Annotated in this window: 17 protein-coding genes, 2 pseudogenes and 1 riboswitch; of the genes and pseudogenes, 11 read left to right on the top strand and 8 right to left on the bottom strand. The window is 68.7% G+C overall.

All coding sequences use genetic code 11. The features are described 5' to 3' along the window. Positions 1–158 precede the first annotated feature (158 nt). Positions 159–449, bottom strand: coding sequence for a type II toxin-antitoxin system Phd/YefM family antitoxin (locus ACIQVL_RS19750; protein WP_403442482.1), 291 nt, complete (start codon positions 447–449; stop codon positions 159–161). A 140-nt stretch (positions 450–589) separates the two neighbouring features. Between ACIQVL_RS19750 and ACIQVL_RS19745 the strand changes: the two genes are divergently transcribed. From ACIQVL_RS19745 to ACIQVL_RS19735, 3 genes are all read left to right on the top strand, one after another. Then, positions 590–1,225, top strand: coding sequence for an ATP-dependent Clp protease proteolytic subunit (locus tag ACIQVL_RS19745; RefSeq protein WP_403475938.1), 636 nt, complete (start codon positions 590–592; stop codon positions 1,223–1,225). A gap of 7 nt (positions 1,226–1,232) precedes the next feature. Beyond that, a complete protein-coding gene (locus ACIQVL_RS19740) occupies positions 1,233–1,541 on the top strand; it encodes a hypothetical protein (RefSeq protein ID WP_366357513.1) in 309 nt (102 codons plus the stop codon). A 361-nt stretch (positions 1,542–1,902) separates the two neighbouring features. Next, a riboswitch (cyclic di-AMP (ydaO/yuaA leader) is annotated at positions 1,903–2,087 on the top strand. Between the two features lie 3 nt (positions 2,088–2,090). Continuing rightward, positions 2,091–2,564 carry a C40 family peptidase gene (locus tag ACIQVL_RS19735; RefSeq protein WP_403442488.1) on the top strand — a complete coding sequence of 158 codons (474 nt, stop codon included), beginning with the start codon at positions 2,091–2,093 and terminating at the stop codon, positions 2,562–2,564. Positions 2,565–2,601: 37 nt separating this feature from the next. Here the strand turns inward: ACIQVL_RS19735 and ACIQVL_RS19730 are convergent, their stop codons facing one another. After that, on the bottom strand, positions 2,602–3,060 hold the full coding sequence (locus tag ACIQVL_RS19730; protein WP_403476212.1) for an ATP-binding protein: 459 nt from the start codon (positions 3,058–3,060) through the stop codon (positions 2,602–2,604). 212 nt (positions 3,061–3,272) lie between these two features. Between ACIQVL_RS19730 and ACIQVL_RS19725 the strand changes: the two genes are divergently transcribed. After that, a complete protein-coding gene (locus ACIQVL_RS19725) occupies positions 3,273–4,133 on the top strand; it encodes a helix-turn-helix domain-containing protein (protein ID WP_403442491.1) in 861 nt (286 codons plus the stop codon). Between the two features lie 9 nt (positions 4,134–4,142). Next, entirely contained in the window at positions 4,143–4,370 is a 228-nt protein-coding gene (locus ACIQVL_RS19720; protein ID WP_403442493.1) for a DUF397 domain-containing protein, read from the top strand. 110 nt (positions 4,371–4,480) lie between these two features. Here ACIQVL_RS19720 and ACIQVL_RS19715 read toward each other — a convergent pair whose 3' ends face one another. Continuing rightward, positions 4,481–5,608 carry an 8-amino-7-oxononanoate synthase gene (locus ACIQVL_RS19715; protein ID WP_403475937.1) on the bottom strand — a complete coding sequence of 376 codons (1,128 nt, stop codon included), beginning with the start codon at positions 5,606–5,608 and terminating at the stop codon, positions 4,481–4,483. A 356-nt stretch (positions 5,609–5,964) separates the two neighbouring features. On the opposite strand from ACIQVL_RS19715, the pseudogene ACIQVL_RS19710 reads away from it, so the two are divergent. Together ACIQVL_RS19710 and ACIQVL_RS19705 are read left to right on the top strand one after the other, a co-directional pair. Continuing rightward, positions 5,965–6,332 (top strand): annotated as a pseudogene (locus tag ACIQVL_RS19710) (hypothetical protein). Continuing rightward, positions 6,329–6,999: pseudogene (locus tag ACIQVL_RS19705) on the top strand (nucleotidyl transferase AbiEii/AbiGii toxin family protein). The pseudogenes ACIQVL_RS19710 and ACIQVL_RS19705 overlap by 4 nt, the downstream one beginning before the upstream one ends. 1,089 nt (positions 7,000–8,088) lie before the next feature. On the opposite strand, the gene ACIQVL_RS19700 reads toward ACIQVL_RS19705, so the two are convergent. The 3 genes from ACIQVL_RS19700 to ACIQVL_RS19690 form a co-directional block, all read right to left on the bottom strand. Beyond that, entirely contained in the window at positions 8,089–9,087 is a 999-nt protein-coding gene (locus ACIQVL_RS19700) for a hypothetical protein (RefSeq protein ID WP_403442498.1), read from the bottom strand. A 539-nt stretch (positions 9,088–9,626) separates the two neighbouring features. Continuing rightward, entirely contained in the window at positions 9,627–10,289 is a 663-nt protein-coding gene (locus ACIQVL_RS19695) for an MBL fold metallo-hydrolase (protein ID WP_403475936.1), read from the bottom strand. 137 nt (positions 10,290–10,426) lie between these two features. Next, positions 10,427–11,299, bottom strand: a complete 873-nt coding sequence (locus ACIQVL_RS19690; protein ID WP_403442501.1) for a helix-turn-helix domain-containing protein — start codon at positions 11,297–11,299, stop codon at positions 10,427–10,429. A gap of 125 nt (positions 11,300–11,424) precedes the next feature. Here ACIQVL_RS19690 and ACIQVL_RS19685 point away from each other — a divergent pair, with 125 nt between their 5' ends. Continuing rightward, on the top strand, positions 11,425–12,288 hold the full coding sequence (locus ACIQVL_RS19685; RefSeq protein ID WP_403442504.1) for an oxidoreductase: 864 nt from the start codon (positions 11,425–11,427) through the stop codon (positions 12,286–12,288). A 786-nt stretch (positions 12,289–13,074) separates the two neighbouring features. On the opposite strand, the gene ACIQVL_RS19680 is transcribed toward ACIQVL_RS19685, so the two are convergent. Continuing rightward, positions 13,075–14,466 carry a gluconate:H+ symporter gene (locus tag ACIQVL_RS19680; protein WP_403442506.1) on the bottom strand — a complete coding sequence of 464 codons (1,392 nt, stop codon included), beginning with the start codon at positions 14,464–14,466 and terminating at the stop codon, positions 13,075–13,077. A gap of 66 nt (positions 14,467–14,532) precedes the next feature. Next, the gene (locus tag ACIQVL_RS19675; protein WP_403442509.1) at positions 14,533–16,347 is read right to left on the bottom strand and encodes an IlvD/Edd family dehydratase; all 1,815 of its coding nucleotides are present in this window, start codon (positions 16,345–16,347) and stop codon (positions 14,533–14,535) included. Positions 16,348–16,512: 165 nt separating this feature from the next. Between ACIQVL_RS19675 and ACIQVL_RS19670 the strand changes: the two genes are divergently transcribed. The 3 genes from ACIQVL_RS19670 to ACIQVL_RS19660 all read left to right on the top strand — a co-directional run bounded on the left by ACIQVL_RS19670 (position 16,513) and on the right by ACIQVL_RS19660 (position 20,420). Continuing rightward, positions 16,513–17,154 carry a GntR family transcriptional regulator gene (locus ACIQVL_RS19670; RefSeq protein ID WP_403442512.1) on the top strand — a complete coding sequence of 214 codons (642 nt, stop codon included), beginning with the start codon at positions 16,513–16,515 and terminating at the stop codon, positions 17,152–17,154. A gap of 1,041 nt (positions 17,155–18,195) precedes the next feature. Then, positions 18,196–18,924, top strand: coding sequence for a response regulator transcription factor (locus tag ACIQVL_RS19665; RefSeq protein ID WP_403442515.1), 729 nt, complete (start codon positions 18,196–18,198; stop codon positions 18,922–18,924). Further along, positions 18,918–20,420 (top strand): sensor histidine kinase, encoded by a 1,503-nt coding sequence (locus tag ACIQVL_RS19660; RefSeq protein ID WP_403442518.1) that lies wholly within the window; start codon positions 18,918–18,920, stop codon positions 20,418–20,420. The genes ACIQVL_RS19665 and ACIQVL_RS19660 overlap by 7 nt, the downstream gene beginning before the upstream one ends. Positions 20,421–20,521: the final 101 nt, after the last annotated feature.

The following is a 20,521-nucleotide window of genomic DNA, read 5'->3' as shown; positions in this document are numbered from 1 at the left end:
GACGCGTCCTGGTACGTGCCGGGTGCTCAGCCGGGGGTGCCACGATGCGCAGTTGTTCGTCCGCAGCGCCGTCGTGGCCGGTCGCGCAGTTCCTCGCACCCCTTCGGGGGCGCCGCTTCGGGGGCGCTTCTTCGGGGGCGTTCGTTCAGGAGCCTGCGTCAGGAGCCCGCGGCTCCCCGGTGCTCCGCCGCGATGCCGAAGCGGCCGCGCTCGGGGCGTACGGCTGCCGCCGTCTCGCGGACCGTGGAGACCGAGCTGACCACGTGGTCCACGTGCTCCTCGGCCGGCTCCGGAAGCTCTTCGAGCCGTTCGAGGTCGGCGGCGGAGACGAGGGCGACCAGCGGCTTGCCGTGGCGCGTCACGACGACGCGCTCACCGCCGTACACCACCCTGTTGATCAGTTCGGCGAGCTCAGCCCTGGCTTGGGTCACCGGAATCTCGTAGGCCATGGACCCAGCTTACGGGGCACCCCGGACATCACATCTTGTTCGGCGACAGCGGAATCCCCTCCTAATGGTCTGTACGGCCTGTACATTTTTGACAGAGAGCCCGGCCCCCGGGCTGCCTCAGTCACGAGGAGGGGTACGCCATGACCCGACCGTCCGCCCGCTATGTCCTGCCCGAGTTCACGGAACGCACGGCCGCGGGGCAGCGCACCCTCGATCCGTACTCGAAGCTGCTGGAGGAGCGGATCGTCTTCCTCGGCACGCCCGTCGACGAGGTGTCGGCCAACGACGTGATGGCGCAGTTGATGTACCTGGAGTACACGGCTCCGGAGCGGGACATCTCCCTGTACATCAACTCCCCGGGCGGCTCCTACAGCGCGATGGCCGCGGTCTACGACACGGTCCAGTACATGAGCTGCGACGTGGAGACGGTCTGCCTCGGGCAGGCCGGGGCGTCGGCCGCGGTCCTGCTGGCGGCCGGCACACCGGGCAAGCGGTCCGTGCTGCCCGGCGCGCGCATTGTGCTCCAGCAGCCGTCGCTGCCGGAACCGGTACAGGGCCAGCCGAGTGATCTGGCCATCCAGGCGGCGGAGTTGGACCGGGTCCGGGCGATGATCGAGGAGATGCTCGTCCGGCACACCGGGCGTACCGCCGAACAGGTGCACCAGGACCTGGAGCGGGACCTGGTCCTGGACGCGCCGCAGGCGCTGGCGTACGGGCTGGTGGACCGGGTGGTGCCCACCCGCCGGTCCCTGCCCGGCCTGCCGGACGCGGGGTGAGCGGCCGATGCTGCCACCGGAGCTTCCGCCGCTGCCGGCGCTGACCCGCGCCGAGGGCGAGCTGATCGACCGTTATCTGGACGTGGTGGATCTGCTGGGCCGGATCAATCCGGCGCGGAACGAGGACACCTACCGCGGGCTGCGCGCCGCGCAGGCGCTGGTGCGCGCGGCGTCCGAGCTGCGTGACGCGCTCGCCCTGATGCATCTGCGGGGCGAGACGGAGCTTCACGGGGACACGCTGGCACGTGCGTTGCGGGTGCTCGACGGCGAGCGCCGGACCGCTCGCGTCGCGCTCCCGCCCGACTGCGTAGGTTGACACCCGCCGGACTCCGGTCCGGCCCGTCGACGGCGCGGGCGGGCCGGAGCCGAAACGACCCAAAGGGGTTACCGCCGTTCGGCGGAGCGTGGCGTGGTTTTACCCGACCGCGGAAGCCGCTCAGGTTGCCTGCGCGGGGGTGCCCGCGGGCGGCTTCCGCGCAGGTCCGGGGCTACGCAGGGCAGTTGACGGAGAATCGAACAGAAGGCTGTCCACCCGAACGGGTGGGTGGTGAGTAACCCCACAAATCCCCGATTCCGTTGGGATTTTCGGACACGCGTGAGTGAAGATCCCTGTCTGACGACAAGCCCCCGCCACAGCGGCGGGGCGGTCCGGGCGGACGCCGAGTCCTGCCGCCGCCCGGATTGACCCGTCGACAGAAGTGCATCGGCAGGAGTGGAGGACCCAAGCACGACGGGTCGCCGGCACGGTCACGCCATGACCGGGCCGAGCAGCCCTTGGGGTGAAGCCGTGGTGACACGGCCGGGCAACTTCGCCAGCCCGAATCCGACAGGTCATCCTTCACAGGCGGCTGACGAAGGGTTGCGCATGACTGCGCTCAATCGTGTTCCGTCGCTGATGGCCCGGGCCGGTACGGCCTCGGCGCTGACCATCGCCGCCGTGGGCGGCTCGATCGTGATACCGGGTGTCGCCTCCGACGCCTCGGCCGCCACGATGGCGACGAAGGCACTTCAGGTCGCCGCCTCGAAGAAGGGCTCGCCCTACAGGTGGGGCGCCACCGGACCGAACAGGTTCGACTGCTCCGGGCTGACGCTGTACTCGTTCAAGAAGGCGGGCAAGAAGCTGCCTCGTACGGCTGCCCAGCAGTACAACAAGACCCGTCACATCTCGGCCGGCAACCGCAAGGCCGGGGACCTGGTCTTCTTCCACTCGGGGTCCAGCGTGTACCACGTCGGCATCTATGCCGGGAAGGGAAAGATCTGGCACGCCCCGAAGACCGGGGACGTGGTCAGGCTCCAGAAGATCTGGACGCGCAGCGTCTGGTACGGCCGGGTCAGCTGACCCGTTCCCACGACGGCCGGCCGGCAGGGGCTCGGGGCTACGGCTCCTGCTGGCCGGCCGCCGTGACGGTGCCCGCCGGGACCGTCCAGGGCAGTTCGATGGAGACGGTCTTGCCGCCCTCCCGGGTGGGGCGCACCCGGAGCTTGCCGCCGCACTCGGCGGTCAGCCAGCGGATGATGACCATGCCGCGTCCGTTGTCCTGCTGGACCGCGGCGGGGAGTCTCTTCGGGAAGCGCGGATGACTGTCCGTGACGCCGATGCACAGCTGCTCGTCCCGGTCGAGCACGAGGTCCACCGTGAAGGTGGGTGACTGCCCGAAGGTGTGCTGCACGGCGTTGGTGGCGAGTTCGGAGACGATGAGGCGGACGGTGTCCGCGGTCTCCGTCTCCCGTGGCAGCCCCCACTCCGCGAGGGTGTCCAGCACGTAGGAGCGGGCGGCGGAGACCGAGGCGGGATCGCTCGGCAGAGTGACGGATGCTTCCAGGTGGTCTGCCATGGCGACGTCGTCCCTTTCCTCGGGACCGGAGTCCGACACGGAGCGGATGGTTCGAGTACGGTCCCGGACTGGTGCTTCTTCGCCAGACTGCCATTACCGGGCCGGTCACGGGGAGCGATCCACCAAGATATGCATATATCTGTCGCTCGAAGCGGTGAACTCTGCGACCTCAGACCGTATTTGGGCGGCTCGGAAGGAGTAAGGAGTAGCCCATGCAGAACGGTCCCGCGGTACGCCGCCGGAAACTGGGCGCCGAACTGCGCACACTGCGCACCGGCGCCGGCCTCACGAGCGGTGAGGCCGCCCGTCTGGTGGGCTGGCATCAGTCGAAAGTGAGCCGGATCGAGACCGGCGCCAGCGGTGTGAAACCGGCCGATGTGCGGTTACTTCTGGACGCCTACGGCGTGGTCGAGGGGCAACTGCGCGAGTTGCTGCTGGTGTTGGCGGGGTCGGAGGACACGGCGGGCCGGCATCACTGGTGGCACGCCTATCGTGGGGTCCTGCCGCCCGCCTACCGGGACTTCATCAGCCTGGAGTCACAGGCCCGCGCGATGCGCACGCTGGAGACCCTGGTCGTACCGGGGCTGCTGCAGACCCCCGAGTACGCACGCGCGGTGACCCGGGCGGCCATGGACGGGCACGCCGACGACTCCCTGGACACCCTGGTGGAGGTACGCCTGGCCAGGCAGGACGTGCTGCGCAACGATCCGCCGCTGGAGCTGAGCGCGGTCCTGGACGAGGCGGTGCTGCGCCGGGAGGTGGGCGGTCCCGGTGTGATGGCACGGCAGCTGGAGCGGCTGATGGAGGCGGCCCGGCTGCCGCAGGTACGGCTCCAGGTGCTGCCGTTCGCGGCCGGAGCGCATATCGGCATCACCGGACCTTTCGTAATCTTCTCATTTCCGAGCACTTCTGATCTGGACGTGGTTGTTATCGACCAGTTGACGAGTAGCCTCTACCTGGAGCGGAAAGAAGACCTGCAGGCCTACACGGAGGCCTTCGACACGCTCCGGATCCACGCCCTTTCGCCCGAGGACTCGTTGGATTACATCGCCGCAATAGCTGACGGCGCGTAAGGAGGCACCATGACTGCACTGCCTCGGAACGTACCTTCAAGTGCTGATCTGCACGGACTGCGGTGGCTGCGCAGCAGCTACAGCACCGGAGCGAACAACTGCGTGGAGACGGCACGGCCGCGCTCCGGCCCGTCGGCCGGACTGCTCGCCGTGCGCGACTCCAAGGCTCCGGCCGGACCCGCACTGCTCTTCTCCCCCGAGAGCTGGGCGGGTTTCACGGCGGCACTCGCCGGCTGATCAGCCCCCGAAGAGTCTGATCAGACACGAACGAAATCGATCAGACTCGCACCCATCCGTTCCCGACTCCGTATCCGCTCGCGAGCCAGGCCCGGCCGTGTCACGCCGACTCATGGTCGTGTCTTGCCGATCACACGTACAGCGCGTTCGATCTCGGCCCCGGAGAGGTCCGCACGGGCGGTCAGCCTGAGCCGCGAGATGCCGTCCGGCACCGACGGCGGACGGAAACAGCCCACGGCCAGGCCTGCCGTACGGCAGTCGGCCGCCCACCGCACGGCCTGCTCCGGGGACGGGGCTCGCACGGAGACCACCGCGGCGTCCGGACGTACCGCTTCCAGACCCGCGGCGGTCAGCCGTGCGTGCAGTTCCGCGGCCACCTCGCGGGCCCGCTCCGCACGCGCGGGCTCGCGGCGCAGCAGCCGCAGCGCCGCCAGCGCCGCGCCCGCCGCGGCGGGGGCCAGGCCGGTGTCGAAGATGAAGGTCCGGGCCGCGTTCACCAGGTGGTCGATCACCCGGGCCGGGCCCAGCACCACCCCGCCCTGGCTGCCCAGCGATTTCGACAGGGTCGCCGTGACCACGACGTCGTCGGCCCCGGAGAGCCCGGCCGCGTACGGCGCGCCCCGCCCGCCGTCCCCGAGCACCCCGAGCCCGTGGGCGTCGTCGACGAGCAGCCCGGCGCCGTGCTCCCGGCACGCCTCGGCCAGCGCGGCCAGCGGTGCCGCGTCCCCGTCGACCGAGAACACCGTGTCGGAGACGGCCACGGCGGGCCCCTCGTGCGTCCCGAGGGCCTTGCGCACGGCGTCCGGGTCGGCGTGTCCGACGACCTGGGTGGCGCCCCGGGCCAGCCGGCAACCGTCGATCAGGGAGGCGTGGTTGAGGGCGTCGGAGACGATCAGGGAACCGTGCGGGCCGAGCGTGGTGACGGCGGCGAGGTTGGCCGCGTAACCGGAGGAGAAGACCAGGGCGGCCTCGAACCCGCAGAAATCGGCCAGCTCCCGCTCCAGCTCGGTGTGGAGTTCCGTCGTGCCGGTCACCAGCCGGGAGCCGGTGGAGCCGCCGCCCCAGGTCCGGGCCGCCCCGGCCGCGCCCTCGGCGACCTCCGGGTGGTGGGCGAGGCCCAGGTAGTCGTTGCTCGCCAGGTCCAGCAGGGGCGAGTCGGCGGGGCGGGGGCGCAGGGTCCGTACGAGTCCGGCGCGGCGGCGCTGCTCCGCCTGCTCGTCGATCCAGCCGAACGCCATGGCCCCTCCGGTGAATTTGTAGGCAGTGGACAGACCCTAGCGGGATCACCAGCCACCCACTGTGTGGCAATACCCACACCCGGTATTGTCAAGCAGGGAAAACGCCCAGGTCAGATGCTGTATCACGCCCTCTCGGGGTGATCGTTTCTCACGGTCTGTTGAGCTGCCCCGAGTTTCGTAGCGGCCGATCTTGTGTGTCTCGGGCGGCGTTCGGAGTGGTCAAAGAGCGGTAGTAAGCCGTCTCGAACTCCTCGGGTGGGAGATAGTCGAGTGCGGAGTACAGGCGCTCGGTGTTGCCGCATCCGGGCCGCGTCCGCCGTGCCATTCGCCCGGCGCACACGGTAATACTGGGGGCCATGGTCCAGCAGTCATCTTCTGATGCCACTCCCTCTGCCGCCGAGGTGCTGCACGAGCGGTACGCGAGGCGGCTTCCCGCCTCCCTGGAAGACCTCACAGGGCCGGAGCACGGTCAGGTCGAGCTGCCGCTTCACATCGTCTGGTCGGGACTGCGCACCTACGATCTCGACCGGCCCCGTCAGTGCATGGGCCTCTATCGGACGGTACTCGCCGGGGGGGGCAGCGCGATGACATCACCGGCTTCCTGAACCGCGATCTCCTCCTCGCGCAGTGGCCCCTGATGAGAACCATGATCAGCAGGCATGTCCGCGAGGTGTGGGAGGCCGCGTTCCCCGAGCTTGCGCACCAGGCGTCCGCCGCCGCGTGAACATCAGCGCTCTGCACCGCCGGCTCCTTGCCGACGTCCTCGCGATCGGCACCCCGTACCCGCTGGTGATCACCGGCGGCTACGCCGCCCAGGCACACGGCCTGGTCGACCGCCTCAGCCAGGACATCGACGTCGCCACCGAAAACCCGGCCCGTCAGGTCCGCCATCGCCGACGACCTGGAACGCGGTCTCACCGAGGCGGCTGGCACATCGGCATCATCAGTGTGGACCCCCTGGCCGCCCGCCTGATGGCGACCAGCGCCGACGGGGAGCAGGGGGAGGTCGACGTCCTCAAGGAGAACCTGTGGGTACGGCCGGTCCTCACAGGTACGGCACCGTCCTGGGCCTCGACGACGTGATCGGCACCAAAGTCCGGGCGCTGGCCGACCGCGCGGCGCCCCGCGACTTCGTCGACGTCCGGGCGGCAGCCCGCGAGCACACGATCGCGGATCTGGAGATGCTGGGGAGCCGGCACGGCCGCGGGGACTTCCGCCTCGACGACCTCCGCGACCGTCTCGGAACCGCGCAGTGGATCGACGACGCCGAGTTCGAGGCCTACGGCCTGTCCCAAGAGGAGATCTCGGAACTGCGGCAGTGGGCCCAGGAATGGGTCAGCGACCTCGAGCAGCGGCTGAGCACGGGCATGGACGACGACCTCGACGGCTGACCGGGACCGGGGGCGCCTCAGGCGGGCATCAGCCGAAGACGCTTCACCGACTCCAAGCCCCGAGGACCTCAACGAGGTCCACCACCGCCACGACTGCCAGACCGACGACTGCGAGTACCGCGACCAGCGGAACTGGACGCAGACCCCACCAGGCGAACCCTGGCCCACGTATCCGGCCGCAAGTTGGCGGCTCTTGGTGTGCTCCCTTCGGGCACCGAACGTGCAGAACGAACGCCGACGCTGACCTGGGCCGCGAAAGGATGGGGAGGGCGAACGGCAGCGCCGCACGACCAGGCCCAGCAAGGCGGGGCCGGTGGCGACCTCCCCCGAACCGGCGTGGTATGGATGGCCAGGCCCAGGCCGAGCTCGGCGTGCACTCGGCGCGAGCCGTAGGTGCCGCGGGAGCCGGTGTGGATGCCGACGATGGCCTCGGTCAGCCAGGCGTACTTGACCCAGGCGGTTCGACGGTGGACGGTCCGGCCAGGCGTAGTATCCGGACTCGGCGACATGCAGCACCCGGCAGGCCGGCTGCACCGGCAGGTGCTCGCGGGCCATGACGCGGATGGCTTCGAAGCACCTCTGGGGACGTTACCTCACCCAGAGGTGAGGCTGCCCACCGGTGGACGGCCAACTCGGCCTCCAGCTCGGCGATGCGCTTGCGTGCCGCAGCCAGCTCGGACAGGTCGCTGCTGTTCGTGCCGGGCAACTGCCCCGTATCGATGAGGTGTTGCCAACGCCAGACATAGATCGTCTGGTCGCTGATGCCGAGGAGTAGGGCGGCCTCGGCGGCCGGCTGGACCTTCCTCCCCCGGGAGTCGGCCCACATGAAACCGATCAGCGTGGCGGTGGGCGGCACGCGACGCTTCGGCTTACGCGACTTCCGTGGCAACGACAACGCCCCCTCGGCCACACTCGCTGCGCTTGGAGCTCCCGGCCGCGATGCGGCATTGATCTCGGGCCAGCCCTTATCCACCCGTTGATCGTCCCGGTCAACATGCCCGTGCGGGTGACCGCGGTGCCATCGGCGATACCGAAGTCCAGCACCCGCGCCCCGTCCGAGGCCAAGTTGAGGTGTGAGGGCTCAGGACATCATTGCCCCGGATACCGCTGGTGGACGCGGGCCACGAGCAGGTTGGGGCCGCCCTCACCGCCCGGCTGACTGAAGTATCCCGAGTTGGTCACGTAGGCGGTGTGGCCGCGTACGGCCACCGAGCTGGGGTTGGACAGGCCACTCTGCTGGGTGAGGACGATGGTGTGGCTGCCGTCGGCCTGGATGAGGGCGACCTGGTTCGCGATCATGAGCGCGGCGAGGGCGGTGTCACTGTGGCGGGACACGAAGTTGAAGTCGTCGATGCCGGCGAGTCCGGTCGCCCGGGTTTCGATCGCCCCCGCGGACCCGTCCTGTTCCACCGGGATTCGCAGGACAGTACCGGCGTCGGTGTTGCTGACCCACACCGCACCATTGTGGAAGCGCAGTCCGTTGACGCCGATGCCGTAAGCGGGCGGCACGGGACTGCCCGGCTCCAGGGCGGCTCCGCCGGCCCACGCCGCGGGGGTGCCGCCGGTGCACGGGACGCGCCAGACGGTGCCCAGCACGGAGTCGGCGACGTAGAGCGCTCCCCGGCGCTCGTCGAGGGCAAGGCCGTTGGGCAGGCCGCCCGGCGGCAGTTGCGCGATCTGGCGCGGAGCACCGCCCCCGGGGTCGATCCGCCAGATGCCGGTCTCACTGGTACCGGTGGCATAGTCGACGAAGAGCGTGCCGTCGTCGGCGCGCGCGATGCCGGTGACGAGGGCTCTGCCCAGCAGGGGGGTCTTGGGGTTGGCGACGTCCGGCAGGGTCGCGAGGATGCGCGTCGCGCCGTTGCGGCTGACGTTGGCGACCTGGCGGGCGTACGCGAGGGTCACGTCGACCGAGCCGTCGGGGACGAGGGCGATGTTCTCGGGCGTCTGGCCCGCTGCGAGATCGAAGTGGGCGAGGACTCGCGGATCGGACACCGTCGGCCCGCCGGCCACCGCAGGCGTGGTCGCGAGGAGGCCGAGGGCAAGAGCAAGGGCGGTGACGGCTGCCAGGCGTGGCAATCGAAACATGAGCCTCTCCTGAGGGGGAGCACGAGGATGCGGAAGGGATCCGTACACGTCGTCAAGACGTCGGGGCGGCCCCTCCCGGGGGTTGAGCGCGATGTACAGGTCGATCTGTGTCAGCTGCTGCGGTTGCGACTCGGCCGACACACGAGCGGCGAGGTGGGCTGCTGGCCGACCGCTGAGCCGACGCCTGCGTCGGCCGGGGTCTGAAGTGCTCTGCCACCGTGATCGTGTTGGGATCGGCGCCCTGCACCTGTTCGGTCGCTTGAGCGAACCGACGCCGGAGTTGCCCACCACCACGACCGTCTTGGCGCCCGCACCAACGGATCCCGGCACGGATGTCGATCAGCGGGTACTCCCGAAGGAAGGAGTCGGGATCGCTCTTGCGGCGGGTTGCCCGGCCCAGAATGCCAAAGCCTGCGCTGCTTCAGCATGTGGTGGACGTCCTCGTGCGGGAGTGCCCCGAACGCTGTCGGTTGTGTGATGGGCGAGTCCATCGCCGCTGGTCTCATTCTGGCTAACCCTCCGAGGCCGACGGTTGGGCGTCAGTGGCTCAGAGAGGCGAGTGCCTGCCGTACCTTGCCGGCCCAGTCGTCGCCGCGCAGGTCGTGCGTTCCGGCACCGCCCGGAGCGGCGCTGGAGGCCACCAGGTCGGGGCGCAGCGCGGCGATCAGCCTCAGGCTGGTCGCCAGGGCGACCGGGTCGCTGAACGAGAGATTTCCGGCTGCCCATGAGCCGTCACGCTCGGTATAGATGGTGTCGCCCGTGAACAGATAGCTTTCGCCGCCCGCACCGTTCACGAGATAGCAGGTGCTGCCCGGTGTGTGTCCCGGGGTGGGGATGACCTCGACCCCGTTCTCGTCCACCTGCCGGTGGTCCAGCCGCATTCCGCCCCCGCCGGCGACCTTCTCGATCTGCCGGGCATCGCCGAGCCCGCCGTGCAGACGGGCGCCGAACCACCTGGCGATCTCCCGCACCATCGGCCCGGCCTCGTCATGATGGCTCAGGTACTGGTGCGCCACGCCGCCCCGCCGCTCGATTTCGTCGAAGTCGGCGTCGGTCACGGTCGAGTAGAACAGCACGTTGCCTCCGGACGGCGGCGTCCACAGGTACGCATGCGTGGTCAGCCCCGGAAACGGCGACTCACCCCGGGTCTCCCACAGGTCGTCACGGATCTTCTTGAGCATGTCGGTACCTCCGTTGAGCACGGTCGTTCCTTTCAACCCGATGCGTGAGGCGCAGCCCGGGGGCGAAGCGATCCGGACCGACGCTGCCCCGGCCTCCTGTGCCGGTGGCGGTTGGGCCGCCGCCCCGGCGCACGAGGGGTTCCCAAAACGGGCTGCGTCTACGGGTCCTCGATGCGTTCCTGCGCGTCGTCCCGCCGGGCCTCCCCGCTCGGACACGCGGCGAGACTGCCGAGGATGCCCAGCAGTTCGGCGCTGCGGCTGCCGGGCTCGGCATGGAAGACGACCATGTTGAGCCCGTCCGTGCCGTCCACGGACAACTTGTGCGAGCGGAGGTCGAGGTCGCCGACCTCTGGGTGGGTCAGATGGCTCAACCTGCCGCGGCGGGGCCTCACCTCGTGCCGGGCCCACAGAGTACGGAAGCGTTCGCTGCCCAGGGACAGCTCGCCTACCAGGTCGCGCAGCCGCGGACCGTCCACATCCGCCCCGGCCGTGGACCGCAAAGCGGCCACAGCCTCCGAAGTCAGCTCTTCCCAGTCGCGGTGCAGCTCGCGCTCTGCCGGGTCAAGGAAGATGGCCCGCAGCAGGTTGACTCCGGGTCGGAAGCTCGGAGTGAGTGCGGTAGCGAGCGCGTTGGCTGCCAAGCAGTCGTAGTAGCGGTTCTGCACGTATGCAGGGTTGCGCGGCCAGCCGTCGATGAGCTGCAACAGGCTCGTCGGCACCTGCCGTGAGCGCCCGGAGCCCGCCCCCGGACTGGGTCGCTCCTGGGCGAGGCCGACGAGATGGGTGGTGGCGTCGGCGTCGAGCTGCAGTACCCGGGCGACAGCCTCCAGAACCTGCACGGACGGGTTGCGGTCACGGCCCTGCTCCAGCCGCAGGTAGTAGTCGGAGCTGATACCGGCCAGCGTCGCGACCTCCTCGCGGCGCAACCCCGGCACCCGACGCAGGCCACCGCCGGGCAGCCCCACGTCCTCTGGCCGTATCAGCGCACGGCGGGCACGCAGGAACTCCCCGAGCGGATTCAATCCGTCCATGACCACACCGTACGGCCGACCGGTAGGCGGTGCCTGTCCCTGTCACTCCCAGGAACACCGGGGCCTAGCCACGGCAGCGGAGACTGCCGCAGGTTAGAGAGCAAGGTCATCACTGGAGGCACGACATGACAGCACAGCTCGGCGGCACCCTCACCCCGGCCGAGGGCCTGACCCTCACCCGCGTCGGTTACGGAGCCATGCAGCTGGCCGGACCCCACGTCTTCGGCCCGCCGAAGGACCGAGGCCGAGCCCTCGGGGTGCTGCGCGCGGTGGTGGAAGCGGGCATCACGCACATCGACACTTCCGACTTCTACGGGCCAGTGGTCGTCAACGAGCTCATCAAGGAAGCACTGCACCCCTATCCCGCGCAGCTCCGCATCGTCACCAAGGTCGGCGCTCGCCGGGGAGCCGACGGCAGTTGGCTGCTGTCCCGGCATTCCCAGGACCTGAAGGCACAGGTGTACGACAACCTGCGCAACCTCGGCCTGGAGGCCCTGGACGTCGTCAATCTGCGATGGGGAAACGCGGACTCCCCGAACGACGACTCTCTGGCCGAGCAGTTCGGGGCGTTGGCAGAGCTGCGGAAGCAGGGACTGATCCGCCACCTCGGGCTGAGCACAGTGACCGCGGCGCAGCTGGACGAGGCCCTTTCGATCGCGCCCGTCGTGACCGTGCAGAACCTGTACAACCTGGCCAACCGGCAGGACGACGCGCTGGTGGAGCGCACGGCGGCCGAGAACATCGCGTTCGTGCCGTACTTCCCGCTCGGCGGCTTCACCCCGTTGCAGTCCGAGACACTGGCGAAGGTCGCCGGCCGGCTCGGAACCTCACCCCAGCAGGTTGCGCTGGCCTGGCTGCTGCGCCGATCGCCGAACATCGCGCTGATCCCCGGCACCTCCTCGCCGGAGCACCTGCGGGAGAACATCGCCGCCGCGAGCCTGGAGCTCCCGGACGACGCGGTTGCCGACCTGGACACCATCGCCGGCTGACCAGTGCTGTCAGGTGGTCCCACGCGGAGGCTCCCTTGACCTTCTCGACACGATGCCCGGTGTGAACCGCGCGGTCGCCGAAGTGATCATCGCCCGCGGGTTTCCGACACAGTGACGGCGCCTACTTCGCCCAGCGCGCCCCCGATCGCACCACCCGCCGTGCGATCACGGCGCTCAACCGGTGCGGCCGGACCGTGACTGCTCAACCCGCGGGAAGCCGTGGTCTGCCCCTTGAACGTCAACACCCGCAGCCTCTCCAGCCACCGGGAGCTCTCCCTGCCCAAACGATCTATGGCCTGGACCTATTGCGCGTCAGAGCAACGTTGAATGGTCCGTCGCCGCGTCGCGACATCTGCCTGCATGCCCCGCTCTCGGCTTCGTCAACGTTGCCGAGTACTGCTGGACGGCCGTGCACGCCTTCCGCCGCCCCGCCCGGCGGCCGCGACGCCGAGACCACGGAAGCCGTCCTCCGACTCCGCACGCTGATCGCCAACGGCGACTTCGAGGACTACTGGATCTTCCACACAGCTCGTGAACATCCCTACCTGTACTCCCCCCCCAGAGCAGCAGCACCACCGCCTCACCACTTGATCCCGCCCGTCGCTCCGAAGGATCCGCACACAATTTCGCTTCGAGGGTCGGGCAGCCGACATGCAGGGGTGGTCTGTTAGGAGCACCCCTGCACACGACGTCGGAGGTCAGGTTGCAAGACGCTGCTGCAGTGCGAGAGAGGGGACTCTGCGTGAGACGTTCTGATCGCGTGGTGTCGTCGACACGGGTTGCGGATCAAACGAACGCAGATGCCACCGTGACGCTTACGAACCCGAGCACGGAGACGGTGGTCTCGATGACGGTGAAGCTTTTGAACATCTCCCCGAGGGACATGCCGAAGCTCTCCTTGACGTACCAGGAGCCGGCGTTGTTCACGTGCGGCAAGAAGATCGAACCGGTGCCCAGCGCGAGGACGACCAGCGCACCCTGCGCCGGGGACACGTCCGAGACCACGGGGGCCACGATGCCGGCCGCGGTGATGATCGCGACCGTGGCGGAGCCGACCGCAAGCCGGATGAGCGCCGCCAGGACCCAGGCGAGGACCACAGCAGCAAGACCGATGGAATGGGCTGCCGTGGCGATGACGTCGCTGATACCGGCGCTGACCATGACCTGACCCAGTGCGCCGCCGGCAGCGATGATCAGCAGGATCGGGGCGACAGCCACGATGCTGCTCTCCACATGGCCCTTCAGTTCGCTGCCCTTGGCGCCGCGGGCCCAGCCGAGAGTGATGAGCGCGACGATCACAGCGATCAGGAGCGCCACGACCGGCTCGCCCACGACATCGACGACGGCGCCGAAGCCGGCTGCGAGAGGGAGCGAGGGGGCGAGGATGAGCACGAGAGGGAGCACGACCGGCACGACGGCTGCGGGGACCGAAGGGACCCTGCCCTCGCCCTTCTCGCGCTTACCGGTGAACTGGTCAACGAGCCGCTGCGGCGGCACCGGAAAAATGCGGTGCGCCATCGGCCAGACGAAGAGCTGGCCGACCACCACCGAGGTAAGGAGGGCGATGGGTAGTCCGAACGCTACGGTCGTACCGATGCTTGCGTGAACCGCGCCGGCCGCTGCCACGGGCCCAGGGTGCGGTGGGACGAGGGCATGCAGCGACGCGATCGATGCCAGAGCGGGCACAGCCACGAGCATGTACGGGGAGACCCTGCGTCCTCGGGAGTCGCGGCCTTCTACGTCAAGGAACTGATTCTCGATCTCCTTGGCGAGGCTGATCAGCAGCGGGAGGAGCACTGCCAGGGCGACTTCGAAGAACAGGGGGAGCGAGACGAGCACCGACAGCAGGCTCACCATCCATGGGATGCTCCGCAGAGACCGCCCGCGGGTGAGCGCCTCGGCGAGCTTCTGCGTTCCACCGGATTCTGCGAGCATCGTCCCGAGGATCGTGCCGAGCACCACGATGATGCCGGTACCACCGAACGTTTTGCCTGCCCCGCTCGTCATGGCGCTCACCACGTCGTCGGGCTCCTGTCCGGCGACGAGACCGATGCCCAGCGCGCTGACGAGGAGGGCGAGGACCGGATGAACTTTCAGGGGGCTCGTGATCAGCAGGATCACGAGCACGATCCCAGCCAGCCCAATGGCCAGAAGGCCGAATTCAGCTCCAGTGAGCACAGCTAAACCTCTCTGTTTAGTGGCCGTGCATGAATCGTCGTGCCTTGATCGACACCTGGGAGGCCGTCAGTGCTCCGCGCCGAAAGGCGCAGGCACATCGGCGCCTTCCAGCGGTTGGGACGTGCGGTTGCCGGATTCGGTGGGCTGCGGCACGGTTCCCCGCTTGGTGGTGGCCTGCAGGAAGCGGAAGTCACAGCCTTCGTCCGCCTGCGTCACCTCGTCGACGTAGAGCCGGCGGTAGCCGCGTGCGCTCCGGTCCTCTCGCCGCGCCGGTGCGCTCTTGGCACGCTCGGCCAGCACGTCCTCGGCGACCTCGAGTTCGAGGGAGCGTTCGCTCAGGCTCAGCCGGATCGTGTCTCCCGTCCGGACCAGCTGCAAGGGACCGCCGACAGCTGCCTCGGGGGTCACATGGAGGACGATCGTGCCTGCGGCGGTACCCGACATCCGGCCGTCGGAGATGCGGACCATGTCCTTCACGCCGGTCCGGGCGATCTTCTTCGGGATGGGGATGTAGCCCGCCTCGGGCATGCCGGGCCCCCCTACCGGCCCGATGTTCTTCAGAACGAGGACATCGTCGGGCCGCACGTCGAGGTTCTCGTCGTCGATGCGCCTGCCGAGATCCTCCGCGTCCTCGAAGACCACGGCCCTCCCGCGGTGTTCGAGCAGATCCTGGGTGGCAGCCGATCGCTTGATGATCGCCCCGCCGGGTGCGAGGTTTCCCCTGACGACCGCGATGCCCCCAGCCGGATATACGGGCTTGCTGCGGGACCGGATGACGTTCTGCGGGAACGGGGCCGGCATGTCCGCCAGTTCCTCGCCCAACGTACGGCCCGTGACGGTGAGTGCACCGAGATGGAGCAGATCCTGCAACTCCCAGAGAAGCCGGGGAACGCCGCCGGCGCGGTGGAGGTCCTCCATGTAGTGGCTGCCCGAGGGCTTCAGATCGACCAGGACCGGTGTCTCGGTGCTCATCCGGTCGAAGAGCTCCAGGTCGAGCGAGTAGCCCAGCCGTCCGGCCACGGCTGTCAGATGGATCAGGCCGTTGGTGGACCCGCCGACGGCCAGCAACACCCGCAGCGCGTTCTCGAACGCCTGAGGAGTGAGGATCTTCCCTGCGGTCAGTCCCTCATCGGCCAGCCCCACTGCCCGGCTCCCGGTGGCTTCGGCAGCACGCATGCGGTCCGCGGTGACGGCCGGCGGCGTGGCACTTCCCGGCAGCGCGATGCCGGCCGCTTCGGCGATGCACGCCATCGTGCTCGCCGTACCGGCCACCGAGCAGGTGCCGACGCTGCCGACCAACCGGCCGTTGACCTCGGTGATCTCGGCGTCGTCGATCTCCTGGGCCCGGTAGCGGCCCCAGAAGGCCCGGCAGTCCGTGCAGGCTCCCACGCGCTGCCCCCGGTGGGAGCCGGTGAGCATCGACCCGGTTACCAGCTGGATCACCGGCTTGCCGGCTGACGCGGCCCCCATGAGCTGAGCTGGAACCGTCTTGTCGCACCCGCCGATGAGCACCACCGCATCGACGGGCAGCGCACGGATCATCTCCTCGGTATCCATCGACATCAAGTTCCGCAGCAGCATGCTCGTGGGGTTGGCGAAGCTCTCGTGGACCGAGATCGTCGGGAAGGCGACCGGCAGCCCCCCGCTGAGCATGACGCCGCGCTTAACGGCCTCCACCAGCTGGGGCATGTTCCCGTGGCACGGGTTGAACCCGCTGCCGGTGTCGACGATGCCGATCACCGTGCGGTCGAGTACCTCATCGGTGTAGCCGGCCCCCTTGATGAAGGCCTTGCGCAGGAACAGCGCGAACTCCGGGTCGCCGTAGTTCACCAGCTCACTGCGCATCCCCCTGGGCATGGCACCCGTGTCCAGAGCCTCCATGACAGACCACCTTCATTATCAATATGATTATTGATAATCGATGCAAGCATGGTTTCGGCCACGTGACAAGGGGGTCCGTTGTGCGAGAATCGGTGCTGGCAACGGGATGTTGAGGGGTGCGAAGTGCAGCGGGACGGAGTCGCCCAGCAGGCAGGGACAGCGGAAGTGATCGTCCACGCCCTGGAGGAAGCGGTAGCGCTCGGATCGCTGTATCCCCGCGAGCGCCTCGTCGAGGACGAGCTCATGGAGCGGTTCGAAGCAAAACGCCACGTGGTCCGCCGCGCCCTCCAGGAGCTCGAGGTCCGCGGTGTGGTGGAGCGCAGGAAGAACGCCGGCGCCCTGATCCGCGCTTATACCGCCCGCGAGGTCTGCGACGTGTACGTCGTACGGGAGATCCTAGAAACGCAGGCTGCCCGCCTGATACAGGTACCGGTGGGCCCACAGCGGCTTGAGGAGCTCAGAGACCTGCAGCGACGCCATGACGCCGCAGCCGAAGCGGGGGATCCCCGAGGCACCATGTACGCGAACATCGCCTTTCATGAGGCGGTCTTCGCCCTGTCCGACAACGACGCGCTGGTGGAGGCCATCCGCCTTCACGCCCGCAAGACGTACGCCATGCGATCCATCACCGTGAACTCGTCAGACATCCTGGCCAACGCGCGGCGTGAGCACTGGCACATGATCACCGCCCTCGAAGAGGGCAACACCGACAGACTCGCCGAGCTCGCCCGTGCTCATCTGCTGCCCTCACGGGATGCCTATCTGGCGCGAATCGTCGCCTCTCAGGAGCCCCTCGCGACCCGATGAGGAGGCCCATACTCGGCAAACGCAGAGGCACGCAGCATGCCGGCCCGGGGCCGACGTCGAGTCCACGCCGACACTCCTGCTTGTCCACTGTCGCAGCCGGAGTGTCCCGCACGCCGGAGGTCTGAACCGGTTCCGGGGCCGACTGCACGACGCCGCGGTGCACCGGCCCGAAGAAACCGGCCTCATCGACGTCACCCGCATCGTGCTGCTTTGGATGCGACGCTTGACTCAGAGGCGGCATCCCAATGGTGCAGCTCGGGTTGAGGAAGACATGCGGGCGTCTTGTGTCCGCTTCGTGCTCAAGGGGTGCGCGGTGGCGTCGGTGCTGGGATTACCGGCGGAGCGGGAGGTCGCAGCCCGTGTGCGGGTGGTGGAGGGTCTGCAAGAGGAAGCCCCGCGACGCGCTGAGGGGGCGAGACTGAGCTTGCCCCGCGGCTGACCACGCGGGAGGAACCCGTCGAGGCCCGGCAGTCTCTGCAGCCGAGTCAACTGTCATGGCCACGGCCGAGGTGGTGGAGGAAGCGGCGCCGGACCATCAGCGGTGTCTGGGCGTGCTGGAACAGCAGCGGTCCACGGGCACAGCGCGTCGCGACGGGCCTCCACACCCTCGACCGACACTGCGGCCAGCTGCGTCAACAGTTCGGTCAGCCCGGCAGCACACACCACCAGCAGCCACGGAATTCGTGTATGTGCCGAGAACAGCACTCAGATCCTCGTCGCACCACAGCACGTTGAGGGGGTCTCTCACCCACATCGCTTTCGTCCCTACCAGGTCGCTCGCCGGCACAAGAATGCGCTCGCCGGAACGGGACTTCGAACACCTCGACAACAGCGGGGCTTCGGAACACCCTGAGCGTTCCGTTTGATCACGCTGCCGCATGAGCAAACAGCAAGTTTCCCGGCAGTGCCAAGTTGAGTGGTCATCCTGGGAACGGCCTGCCTCTGGACCGTGACGAGGTGATCCCGTGCCGCCGAGTGCGGTGACCCGGACCAAAGAATCGCGCACAGAACACCCACAGTCTTGTTCGCCAGCATGAGGCCATGTCTCGCAATGTGATCGACTCCCCGAACGGTGTCCGTGTGCTGGTGGTGGACGATGAGCCGGAGCTTGCCGAGGTACTGTCGGCCGCTGTCACCGGGGCCGGCTGGCAGCCCTTGCTCGCGGCGGACGGGCGCGATGCAGTCGAACTGGCCCGGGTGTTCGATCCTCAAGTAGTAGTGCTCGACTGGATGCTGCCGGATCTCGACGGACCGCAGGTGTTGCGCCGGCTGCGCTACGAGAACGCCGACCTGCCGGTACTCATGCTCACCGCCCGGGACGCCCTGGAGCATCGGTTGGAGGGTCTGTCGGCGGGCGCGGACGACTACGTGACCAAGCCGTTCTCGGTCGACGAGGTGGTCCTACGGCTGCGCGGACTGCTCCGCCGTAGTGGTGCGGGCACAGCGGGTGTCCATGAGACCGTGCGGCGGTTGGGCGATCTGGTCATGTCGGAGACGACCCGCGAGGTGTGGCGCGGTGCGGCAGAGATCACTCTCACGGCCAAGGAGTTCGATCTTCTCTGGTACCTGATCGGCTGCCCCCGTCAGGTCCTGAGCAAGACACAGCTTCTCGATCACGTCTGGAACCACTCGTTCGACGGCGAGGGGAACCTCGTGGAGGTGTACGTCTACAGCCTCAGATCGAAGATCGACAAGGGACGCAGTCCTATGATTCACACCGTGCGTGGCGTCGGCTACGTGCTGAGGCCCGCTGGTGGCCGTCCATGCTGAGACGCGCTGGCCGAGCGCCAGGTGTGCCGGGTTGGTCTCTGCGGACGCGCCTGGTCGTCTTCGTGTCCGTGATCCTCACGATCGTGTGCGCCACCATGGCCGTCGTCACCGCCTGGGCACAACACGACTACCTGATGAGCTCCCTGGACGAGCGGGTCACCGAAGCCGCCGAGCGCAGCCAGGGCGCTTTGCAGCAGTGGACCCGCGGGCCGACCGACACGGGATTCCTCAGTATCCGGGGACAGACCTCCGGAACGCTGGCGGCCCGGGTCGACGCGTCCGGACGGGTGCTGGCCGCCGGAGTGGTCACCGACGACGGTGAGCACCGCGCCCTCTCCGCCGCGCAACGCGACAGCCTGGAGGGGTTGTCCGCCGACGGCACGATGCACACCCAGGTGGTCTCCGGACTCGGCACCTACCGTCTGACACTCGTCGACGACGGCGAGGTAAGGGTGCTCGTGGGACTTCCCATGGACGACGTTCAGCACGTGATCAACGGCTTGGTGGTGTTGGAGACGGCCATCGCCGCAGGCGGTCTCGTCGCGGCAGGTGCCGCGAGCGCAGTGGTGGTGCGCCGCCAACTGCGCCCGCTCGGCCGGGTCGCCGCGACGGCCGCCGAGGTGGCACGGGCGCCACTCGCCCGCGGAGAGGTGACCACGCTCAGCCGAGTGCCCGAGCACGATCTCTCGCCGGCTACCGAAACCGGCCAGGTCGGCTTCGCGCTCAACCACCTCATCGACCATGTGGAGAGTTCCATCGCCGCCCGGCAGGCCACCGAGGAAGGGATGCGCCGCTTCCTGGCGGACGCCAGCCACGAGCTGCGCACGCCGCTCGCCTCGATCGCAGGATACGCACAACTGATGGAAGGCGGCTCAGGCACAGTGGAGCCGGACCTCGCCTGGCGGCGGATCTCGGCGGAGTCGGCACGTATGGCCGAGCTGGTTGAGGATCTCCTCCTGCTTGCCCGCCTGGACCAAGGCCGGCCTCTGAGCCGGGACAGCGTCAATGTCTCCCTGCTTGCAGCAGAGGCCGTGTGGGACGCCAAGGCGGCTGCCGCCGGGCACCACTGGCAGGTCAGGTTGCGCGTCGACGCAGCGGTCTACGTGGTCGGCGATCGGGCACGTCTTCACCAGGTTCTGGCCAACCTGCTGACAAACGCACGAGTGCACACTCCCCCCGGCACGGAGATCACCGTCACCGTGGAGCGTTCGGACGGTCACTGCTCCATCCGGGTGCACGACAACGGCCCCGGCATTCCCTCCGCGCTCCTGCCACGGGTCTTCGAACGCTTCACTCGGGCTGAAACCTCCCGTAAGCGCAGCCCTGGCCGGGAAGGCGGCTCAGGTCTTGGCCTCGCTATCGCGGCCGCGATAGCCCAGGCCCACGAAGGCGGGATCACCGTGCGAAGTCGGCCGGGAGCCACCGAGTTCACTTTGACCCTCCCCCTCGAATCGGAACTTTCCACCGCGCTCGCCGGTCCCAGCCGCCAGCTCTAAGCTGTCCCACAGTCGCTGCGAATTGCCAGGTCAAGCATGGTGCGCGCCTGCCAGAGTCGCCTTGCAACCGCCGGACCAGGGTCCGTTTCAGGTTGATCTCA

Origin of the sequence: Streptomyces sp. NPDC090499, from assembly GCF_044769305.1 — a bacterium.
In the GTDB taxonomy this organism is placed as follows: domain Bacteria; phylum Actinomycetota; class Actinomycetes; order Streptomycetales; family Streptomycetaceae; genus Streptomyces.
Note: the sequence above shows the minus strand (reverse complement) of the source record. Positions and strands in the feature narration are given on the sequence as shown.